This is a genomic window from Vibrio sp. N418, from assembly GCF_000222565.1.
In the GTDB taxonomy this organism is placed as follows: domain Bacteria; phylum Pseudomonadota; class Gammaproteobacteria; order Enterobacterales; family Vibrionaceae; genus Vibrio; species Vibrio scophthalmi.
Genome location: NZ_AFWD01000002.1, coordinates 166,652 through 175,013 on the forward strand (window position 1 = coordinate 166,652; position 8,362 = coordinate 175,013).

At 43.6% G+C, this 8,362-nt stretch carries 8 protein-coding genes and 1 pseudogene; 1 reads left to right on the forward strand and 8 read right to left on the reverse strand.

What is annotated here, in order from left to right; translation table 11 throughout:
* Positions 1-64: 64 nt before the first annotated feature.
* The 5 genes from RH86_RS00995 to nrdD all read right to left on the reverse strand — a co-directional run bounded on the left by RH86_RS00995 (position 65) and on the right by nrdD (position 5,770).
* On the reverse strand, positions 65-757 hold the full coding sequence (locus RH86_RS00995) for a RimK/LysX family protein (RefSeq protein ID WP_009384391.1): 693 nt from the start codon (positions 755-757) through the stop codon (positions 65-67).
* Positions 758-816: 59 nt separating this feature from the next.
* Positions 817-1,998 carry an aromatic amino acid transaminase gene (locus RH86_RS01000; protein WP_009384393.1) on the reverse strand — a complete coding sequence of 394 codons (1,182 nt, stop codon included), beginning with the start codon at positions 1,996-1,998 and terminating at the stop codon, positions 817-819.
* 199 nt (positions 1,999-2,197) lie between these two features.
* The gene (locus RH86_RS01005) at positions 2,198-2,944 is read right to left on the reverse strand and encodes a hypothetical protein (protein ID WP_009384395.1); all 747 of its coding nucleotides are present in this window, start codon (positions 2,942-2,944) and stop codon (positions 2,198-2,200) included.
* A 173-nt stretch (positions 2,945-3,117) separates the two neighbouring features.
* Positions 3,118-3,585, reverse strand: a complete 468-nt coding sequence (gene nrdG / locus RH86_RS01010; RefSeq protein WP_009384397.1) for an anaerobic ribonucleoside-triphosphate reductase-activating protein — start codon at positions 3,583-3,585, stop codon at positions 3,118-3,120.
* A 64-nt stretch (positions 3,586-3,649) separates the two neighbouring features.
* Positions 3,650-5,770 carry an anaerobic ribonucleoside-triphosphate reductase gene (gene nrdD / locus RH86_RS01015; RefSeq protein ID WP_009384399.1) on the reverse strand — a complete coding sequence of 707 codons (2,121 nt, stop codon included), beginning with the start codon at positions 5,768-5,770 and terminating at the stop codon, positions 3,650-3,652.
* Positions 5,771-5,971: 201 nt separating this feature from the next.
* Here nrdD and RH86_RS01020 point away from each other — a divergent pair, with 201 nt between their 5' ends.
* The gene (locus RH86_RS01020) at positions 5,972-6,970 is read left to right on the forward strand and encodes an endonuclease/exonuclease/phosphatase family protein (protein WP_009384401.1); all 999 of its coding nucleotides are present in this window, start codon (positions 5,972-5,974) and stop codon (positions 6,968-6,970) included.
* 35 nt (positions 6,971-7,005) lie between these two features.
* Here the strand turns inward: RH86_RS01020 and RH86_RS01025 are convergent, their stop codons facing one another.
* From RH86_RS01025 to RH86_RS20635, 3 genes and pseudogenes are all read right to left on the reverse strand, one after another.
* Positions 7,006-7,440 carry a YeeE/YedE family protein gene (locus RH86_RS01025; RefSeq protein ID WP_009384403.1) on the reverse strand — a complete coding sequence of 145 codons (435 nt, stop codon included), beginning with the start codon at positions 7,438-7,440 and terminating at the stop codon, positions 7,006-7,008.
* A 10-nt stretch (positions 7,441-7,450) separates the two neighbouring features.
* Positions 7,451-7,867 (reverse strand): YeeE/YedE family protein, encoded by a 417-nt coding sequence (locus RH86_RS01030; RefSeq protein WP_009384405.1) that lies wholly within the window; start codon positions 7,865-7,867, stop codon positions 7,451-7,453.
* A 308-nt stretch (positions 7,868-8,175) separates the two neighbouring features.
* Positions 8,176-8,362 (reverse strand): annotated as a pseudogene (locus RH86_RS20635) (peptidase S41); the annotation flags it as partial.

The window sequence follows — 8,362 nt, forward strand, 5'->3', positions numbered from 1 at the left end:
AAAAAAAACCGCTCATTGAGCGGTTTTTTGTTTTTCCATCCGTCTTTGGCATATAACAAACAGGTTACTTATGCTTGTCTTGAATGTACTTCTTACTCACATCGACTAAAGCCACATCTTTAAAGAAGCTTCGCCCCAGCAATACTGGAAAAGTAAGATGCGTTCTATCCGCTAGGGTAAACTCCGTTTTCTCTTTTAAATCACCAATCTGAATCCACGCTTGAACCACAGCCCTACGCTGAGTGCCTTCTGCACTCGATTGACGGATCTTAACCCATCGATCAACCGGAAGAGCGATTTCTTTACTCTTGATGCCATCGTGTTCAATTTTAAATTTAACCCAATCATTGCCATCACGTTCAAACGATACGATGTCAACGGCACTGATTGATGATGTCGTCGCGCCAGTATCAATACGCGCTTTAAACGACTGCTCTAAACCAGGAATATACACCCACTCTTTTTCGCCTAAAATCAAACGGCCATCAGCAGTTTGTTGCGCCTCAATGACTGGTGGTTTGGGCTTTTCGACAGGCTTGGTTTCAGGTTCTGGCTTCGGTTTGACTTCCGGCTGTTGAGTGACTGCATCATCGGGCGTCACCGCGGGCTTAGTTTCTGGTGAGGTTTCCTGTTGTTCAACTTTTGGCGATGTTTGAGGTTTGCTGTCATTGCCGACGGCTTGCTCATTTGTATTCGCACAAGCAACTAAGCCACCGCACAATAATAATGGAACTAACGCCTTCCATGATTTTTTCATTCATTCCCCCAAATTTCATTTATTTCTTAAAGACTCCGAAGAGTCTTTTTACAACCGTCTTAAGAGACTTTAATTATTGCATCGGCCACATATGGGATGTCTTTTTCAGTTAGACCAGCAATATTAATACGTCCGTCACCCACACCATAAATGCCATATTCATCACGCAGTTGCGACATTTGACTTTGGCTAAAGCCTAGCACAGTAAACATCCCTTTGTGAGATTCGATGAAATCAAATTGTGAAGTATTGTGGGCATTTCGCAACTCATCACATAAACTTTTGCGTAGGTTTAACAAACGCTGTTGCATTTCACTTAACTCTTGCTTCCAAATCTCAGTTAACTCTTGATTTTGAAGAATAGTTTTCACTAATGCTGCTCCATGATCAGGTGGCATGGTATAAGTTGAACGCGCCAATGTTAGGAGTTTTCCTTTGGCATTGTTCGCATCAACCGCTGATTGACCAAGTACGATGGCTGCGCCGGTACGTTCACGGTATAAACCAAAATTTTTCGAACATGACGTCGTGATCAGCATTTCATCAACGTTGTCGGCCATATAGCGCAAACCTTTGGCGTCCGCATCAAGCCCATCACCAAACCCTTGGTAAGCAACATCGACGAAAGGTGTGAAACCATTTTTCTGTGCAAGAGCCGTGATTTGCTGCCATGCATCAAAATCAATGTCCGCACCTGTCGGGTTGTGGCAGCAACCATGCAAAAGCACCACATCATTCTTGCCTGCTTTTGCTAAGTCTTCCAACATCATTCCTTTGTCGACTTGTTTGGTTTGCGGGCTGAAATAGCGGTAGTAGTTTACTTTTAATCCAGCCGCTTCCATGACCGGTTTGTGGTTAACGTAGCTTGGATTAGAAATCCACACTGTGGTATTAGGCTGAGCAACCTTTATTAAGTCGCCAAGCATACGCAGCGCACCGCTCGCACCCGGTGTTTGTACCGCACTTACTCGATCTAATACTGACGTGCCACCCAAAACTAGATTGACCATGGATTGGTTGAACTCTTCACAGCCCGCAAGGCCTACATAAGACTTTGTCTGTTGCGTGGCGACCACGATATCTTGAGCTTGAGAAATTGCGCGCATGATCGGTGTTTCACCGGCGCTGTTTTTATACACCCCAATACCGAGATCGACTTTTTCACTGCGTGGATCATTTTTATAAGCAACGGAGAGCGAAAGAATGGGATCTAATTGAGGTGTCGGTAAATGAGTAAACATGAAAGTCACAACCCTTTGAAATTCAACGTTAGTAATATGAGTTTCAAGTTATCACTACTTTTTTTAAATTACGACTAATAAACCAAGCTCTAACTAAAATTTTTCCTCGATATTGGCTGGTATTAGAAGCTGTACAAGTTAATCACGCGCACAAAAAAGCGGGGCACTACCCCGCTCCGTCATTTTATATCTTTTCGTATCACGAGAGCTCGTCGCTCATCGGATGCTTCATCCATACATTGGGTTCACGATAGATGCCACAATCATTCGCTTTATCGATTTCAAGTGTCGATAATGCTCCGGGCACAATGTACTGGCCTGAATGTGGGAAAATCATATCGGTCCATTGCGACCACTGGGCAATCGAACCTTTAACGGTCAACGTACAGTTGGCGATATGAATCGCTTTCGCTCCTAGTTTTTGGTGAACACGCAACCAAGGATCGTAATAGAGACCATCATCACGTAACCAGCTAGCGTAACTTTGGATCGATTGAATTGGGTATTTGGATTTATACGTTGGGCGTACTGGCACTACTAAAGAGGTTAAACCCAGACGTTTTGCGAGCGCTTTCATTTCTAACAAGATGCTCGCGCTTAGTCCTTCCCCCTGAACACTGGGATCAACTAAAGCTGCAATCGGGACCAACGTATTCGCTGGTAACTTGGAATTCTGTATAGCTAAACCACGTTCAAGAACATCATCTATCGTTTCAGGTAAGCTCGTTACGCCTCCACCCCACTTGATTGGGATCGTAAAACCCGCCCCAATCACTTGATCACTGGAAAGTAAAATTAAAACGGTTTCACTAAAGGCCTCATACAGATGATGCCAATTGTCTGCATCACCGTGCTGTAAAAATACGGGCCATGAACGATTGTCTAGGTTCGCTACTTGGTCAATTAAATCCGGTCTTTCACTTAGCGTCGTTACTTCATAATCCATACAGCTCAATTCCATCTAATGACGAAAATTACTGCATCAACACGTTGATGACAGGTTCACGTCTTAACTCAATGCCAGTTAAAACTAGCACGCGTAACTGACTGATGAAATTGAATTTTCTAATAAATGCGACATTGCTAGATACAAAAAAGGCAGCGAATTCGCTGCCTTTTCTAAATTTTGAACCGATGTATCACTTGGTTTGAGCTGCCTCGCCATTCCAAGTTAAGATCTTTCTTCTCTTGCACGAACTTTCCATCCACCAGCACATCGAGAAGATCGACCACGGCTTGTTGCTCATCACTCAATTCTGCAAGCGTATAACCACTCCAAAGCCAGATATCTTTCCCTGGACATTCGTTGCGTACACGTTTTACCAGTTTTAGCACCGAAGCGACGTTAGCCGGATGAAGCGGATCACCTCCTGAAAGAGACAAACCTTTGCGCTTGATGCGCGTGTCATTCAAATCGGCAATGATTTGGTCTTCTAGCGCTTGGGTGAACTCATGACCACTATCAAGGCGCAATGTCGATTGGTTATAACACCCTTTGCATTGATGAACACAGCCCGAAACGAATAAAGTGCAACGAGTGCCAGGACCGTTAATGACATCGATTGGATAGTATTGGTGATAGTTCATAGTTCTTCTGCAAAAAAACAGCTCGCCTAAACGAGCTGGTTACCATTCAGTGTGTTAGCAACGATTAAAGGTGCTTAACGCGACGTTTAACTTCTTCTTGTTTACCAAAGTTAAACGGGCGAGCATCCGGGCTACCAAGATAACCACACACACGGCGGGTTACTGACACTTTGCTAGAGTCGTGGTTGCCGCAGCTCGGGCAAGTAAAACCTTTACTCGTACACTCAAACTCACCAGTGTAGCCACACTCATAACACTCATCGATTGGTGTATTGGTACCGTAGTAAGGTACACGGCTATAACTGTAATCCCACACGTTTTCTAACGCTTCGATATTGCGTTGCATGTTCGGGAATTCACCATAACAGATGAAGCCACCCGTTGAGATATGCGGATAAGGCATTTCAAAATCGATCTTATCGTATGGGTTTACTTTCTTTTCTACATCTAAGTGGAAACTGTTTGTGTAATAACCTTTGTTCGTTACACCTTCTACCACACCAAATTCTTTGGTATCGATACGGCAGAAACGACTACACAAGTTTTCACTCGGTGTACCGTACAGGCTAAATGCATAGCCCGTTTCTTCCGCCCACTGCTCAACGTTTTTCTTCAAGTAACTCACAAGATCCAACGCTTTTTGGCGCAATTCTTCACTGTCGTAAACGTGGGTCTCTGTACCAAATAGTGCATTAACCGTTTCATGGATACCGATGTAGCCAAGCGAGATAGATGCACGACCGTTTTTAAAGATATCGGCAATTGAATCATCCGCTTTCAAACGAACACCACATGCACCTTCCATATACAGGATTGGCGCAACGCGTGCTTTGACGTTTTCCAAACGAGAAATACGCGTTTCAAGTGCGCGACGAGCGATATCTAATTTCTCATCAAGTAGCTGGTAGAACGCTTTTTCATCACCGTTTGAACGCAATGCGATACGTGGCAAGTTCAAGCTCACAACACCAAGGTTATTACGACCTTCATGAATGAGCTCGCCATTTTCTTCATATGGGTTTAAGAAGCTACGGCAACCCATTGGGGTTTTGAATGAGCCGGTCACTTCAACAATCTTGTCGTAGTTAAGGATATCTGGGTACATGCGTTTTGAGGCACACTCAAGCGCTAGCTGTTTGATATCGTAGCTTGGATCTTCGGCTTTATGGTTTAGGCCATCTTTGATTGCAAAAACCAATTTAGGGAATACCGCTGTTTTGCTGTTTTTACCCAAACCTGCGATACGGTTCTTCAGAATCGATTGTTGGATCAGGCGTGATTCCCAGCTAGTGCCTAGACCAAAACCAAACGTTACAAACGGTGTTTGGCCATTGGCGGTATGCAGTGTGTTTACTTCATACTCCAATGATTGAAATGCGTCATAACATTCTTTTTCGGTACGTGAAATAGCAAACGCTTCTGGCGTGTGAATATCCCACTCTTTCGCTGTTAGTAGGTGTTTTTCGTAGCTAGCCGAGACATAAGGAGCCAATACTTCATCGATACGGTTAATCGTAGTGCCACCGTAAATATGGCTCGCCACTTGCGCGATGATCTGTGCTGTCACTGCAGTCGCTGTTGAAATTGATTTTGGCGTATCAATCTCAGCATTACCCATTTTAAAACCATGCGTTAACATGCCCTTAAGATCGATAAGCATACAGTTGAACATTGGGAAGAACGGTGCGTAATCGAGATCGTGGTAGTGGATATCGCCTTCTTCATGCGCTTGTACGATATCGCGAGGCAAAATGTGGGTCTTTGCGTAGTGCTTCGCCACAATACCAGCAAGTAAATCACGTTGCGTTGGGATCACTTTACCATCTTTATTAGCATTCTCGTTGATGAGATCAACGTTGCTTTCTTCGATTAAGCCTTCGATTTCACGCGTTAATGTGCTTTGCTTTTCACGTGCGATATCGCGGTCGTGGCGATATTCGATGTATGAACGAGCAAGAGACTTGAATGGTCCTTGCATCAATTCGTTTTCAACTAGGGTTTGGATTTCAGTGATATGAACTTCATCGTGATCTTTTAACTGTAGCTCAACCGCTAATGCTACATTTAAAGCATGAATAGCGATTTCGTTGTCTACTTGATCAGCTGCAGCTTCCACTGCTGCTTGGATACGATCTCGGCTAAATGGCGCTCTTGAGCCATCGCGCTTGATTACGATTGGTTTCACTTTATCTCCTTACCCAGCATACTCACAGAGTTATCCACAAATACACTATATAGGGCTAATTATTGTTCGGCTGACACTATATGTTGTGCCGTATTAAACTCAAACCACGAGCCAAAAGTATTGATTTAGATCAATAAACATAAGTTAGAGAGCAATAACAAATCGATCTTAATGGCATAGATCTCAGATACAAAGAAAAGCGTGAAAATTGCATTTTTTTCGCTTTTAAACTTGATTTTTTGCGAGGGCTTGTCGGATATGGCTTGGCTAAAATTTTATGAGAAATCTTTAATGAATTGTGCTGTGAAATGTCACATTTTGCTATATGTAGTGGTTTTATACGCACAACCAACACTAGCGCAACAAGAGATTAAAATTTCGACATGGAACATGGAATGGTTAGATATCAAGGGAAATACGCGTTTCAAACCATCATTGCGATCAAACGCTGATTTTAGCAAAATGTCTTACTATTTCCGTCAGATCGACACTCCAATCCTTGCATTTCAAGAGGTTTCGAGTAAAGCAGCAATCCAACGCGTCGTGGGAGAGAACTATACGATCTATTTATCGGATCGAAGCGATGCTAAGAACCAGCACTTGCAATTTAACGATATCAACCAATACACTGGATTTGCGGTAAAGAACGGACTTTCGGTTTCCGATCCGAGTGACTTTTCTCTATTAGGTGATAAGCGGCGAGATAAGCTTAGATTCGCCACCTACATCATCCTACACGATCGTTTCGAGCAACCCGTTCATCTACTTAGTGTTCATCTAAAAGCACGGTGCAGCGGTAAGTATAAGTCAAACGACAACTGCAAGACGCTGAAAAAACAGGGTGTAGAGTTAAACCGGTGGATTCTACAACGTGAACAAAGCGATCAGCCCTATATTATCAGTGGCGATTTCAACCATAACCTCGCCTACCCTAATGATTGGCTATGGGAAGCGATAGCTCGGAATTCCCAAGCTCACCTTTCTACACGCAACGTCAACGCAGATTGTATTGTTCGCAGTCGCAACAAGCCGAATCGTACCCATCAATTCCGCTCGCTTATCGATCACATGGTGGTTAGCCATCACTTTGTCATTGATAATGCTAAGCAGGATTTATTTGCTCGCGATGACATTTTGCGCTATCAACTTAGCGATCATTGCCCATTATCAATAACATTGAGCGCAGTGAATAGTCACTAGGCTATTCACTGCGCTCAGCAGCAAGGGGTTAACCACTATGTGTTAGATTCAACGAAACAACGTTTGGCTAATTGAGAGCCGACGAACATCGATATCAAAAACAGTGGGATCGCGGCATTGCCGTAGAACAGACTGGCAACAGCAGGCCCAGGACAGATGCCCGCAATCCCCCAGCCAAGACCAAAAATCGCAGCGCCTGTAAGCAGTTTCCAATCAATATCTTGATTGACAGGTAAACAGTATGAGTCACCACTTAAACTTTCTTTGCGTGGCTTGATCAACAGAAAGTAACTCGGTAAAAACACCAAGAGAGCTCCACCCATAACAAAGGCTAAGCTTGGATCCCACTGGCCAGTAATATCAAGGAATGCAATCACTTTTGCCGGGTCAATCATGCCAGACAATGCCATACCCAAACCAAACAGTAAGCCACTTAACAATGGCGCGGCCATCGCAACTGATTTATTCATCATTACCTCATCACAATACATGCAGACGAACATAGACCGTCAAAGCCGCAACGATCATAAAAACGCTAGTAGCAACAATCGAACGCTTCGATAAACGGCCAATTCCACAAATCCCGTGACCGCTGGTGCAGCCATTTCCGAGGAAAGTCCCAATGCCAACCAATAAGCCCGCGATGGCATAAAGCCATAGTCCTGTATTTGCTAACACGGGTTTAGCGACACCAAGCCAGTACAGCGCAATAAGACCACCGATCGCCATGCCGATTAAAAAGAGGATACGCCATGTACGTTCTCCTGCATTTGGACTCACAACACCATTGAGAATGCCGCTAATACCCGCGACTTTGCCATTGATTAACAACAGCAACAATGCAGATATGCCCAATAGCATGCCTCCGAATAACGATAACCAAGGTATTTCATTCATCACAATAAATCCTTTGCTTAATTTTTAATCTCGCATATTAGATAATACTTATATAAGTTACTTAGTCAAACCAAAATAAGCAATTGCTAATATAAAGAGATTCACTGGGGAGAGCTTGCGATATGGCTCTTTTTTATCGCAATAACAGCCATATCGTGACTGAAACATAATGACCGTAATCCAACTAACGAAACACATACAAAGGACGACGATAGTGAACAGAGTGAAATGGGGTTAGTACTTCTAATGAAGCGTATTTGACATGAATATAGAAGGCATACAAGACGAACCGAAGATAACGAATCTAACTAAGGCATCATGCTGCGTTTAAGCGTAAGATAAGCGTGAGAAACCAACGATTTTCCCTCCATACGAACAAATACATCCGGGGCTAATCCAGAGTTATCAATTGGCCCATACTGATACCACACTCGCTTCTGACTCGGGATTAAAACTTGATACCCGTCCCCCACTCCTATCGTGTAAGTTACCGCC

What these genes read in the sequence shown, in the direction of transcription:
- RH86_RS01025 (WP_009384403.1), bottom strand. Translation starts at nt 7,440, where the DNA reads ATGAATAAATCAGTTGCGATGGCCGCGCCATTGTTAAGTGGCTTACTG.
- RH86_RS01005 (WP_009384395.1), bottom strand. Translation starts at nt 2,944, where the DNA reads ATGGATTATGAAGTAACGACGCTAAGTGAAAGACCGGATTTAATTGAC.
- nrdG (WP_009384397.1), bottom strand. Translation starts at nt 3,585, where the DNA reads ATGAACTATCACCAATACTATCCAATCGATGTCATTAACGGTCCTGGC.
- RH86_RS01000 (WP_009384393.1), bottom strand. Translation starts at nt 1,998, where the DNA reads ATGTTTACTCATTTACCGACACCTCAATTAGATCCCATTCTTTCGCTC.
- RH86_RS00995 (WP_009384391.1), bottom strand. Translation starts at nt 757, where the DNA reads ATGAAAAAATCATGGAAGGCGTTAGTTCCATTATTATTGTGCGGTGGC.
- RH86_RS01030 (WP_009384405.1), bottom strand. Translation starts at nt 7,867, where the DNA reads ATGAATGAAATACCTTGGTTATCGTTATTCGGAGGCATGCTATTGGGC.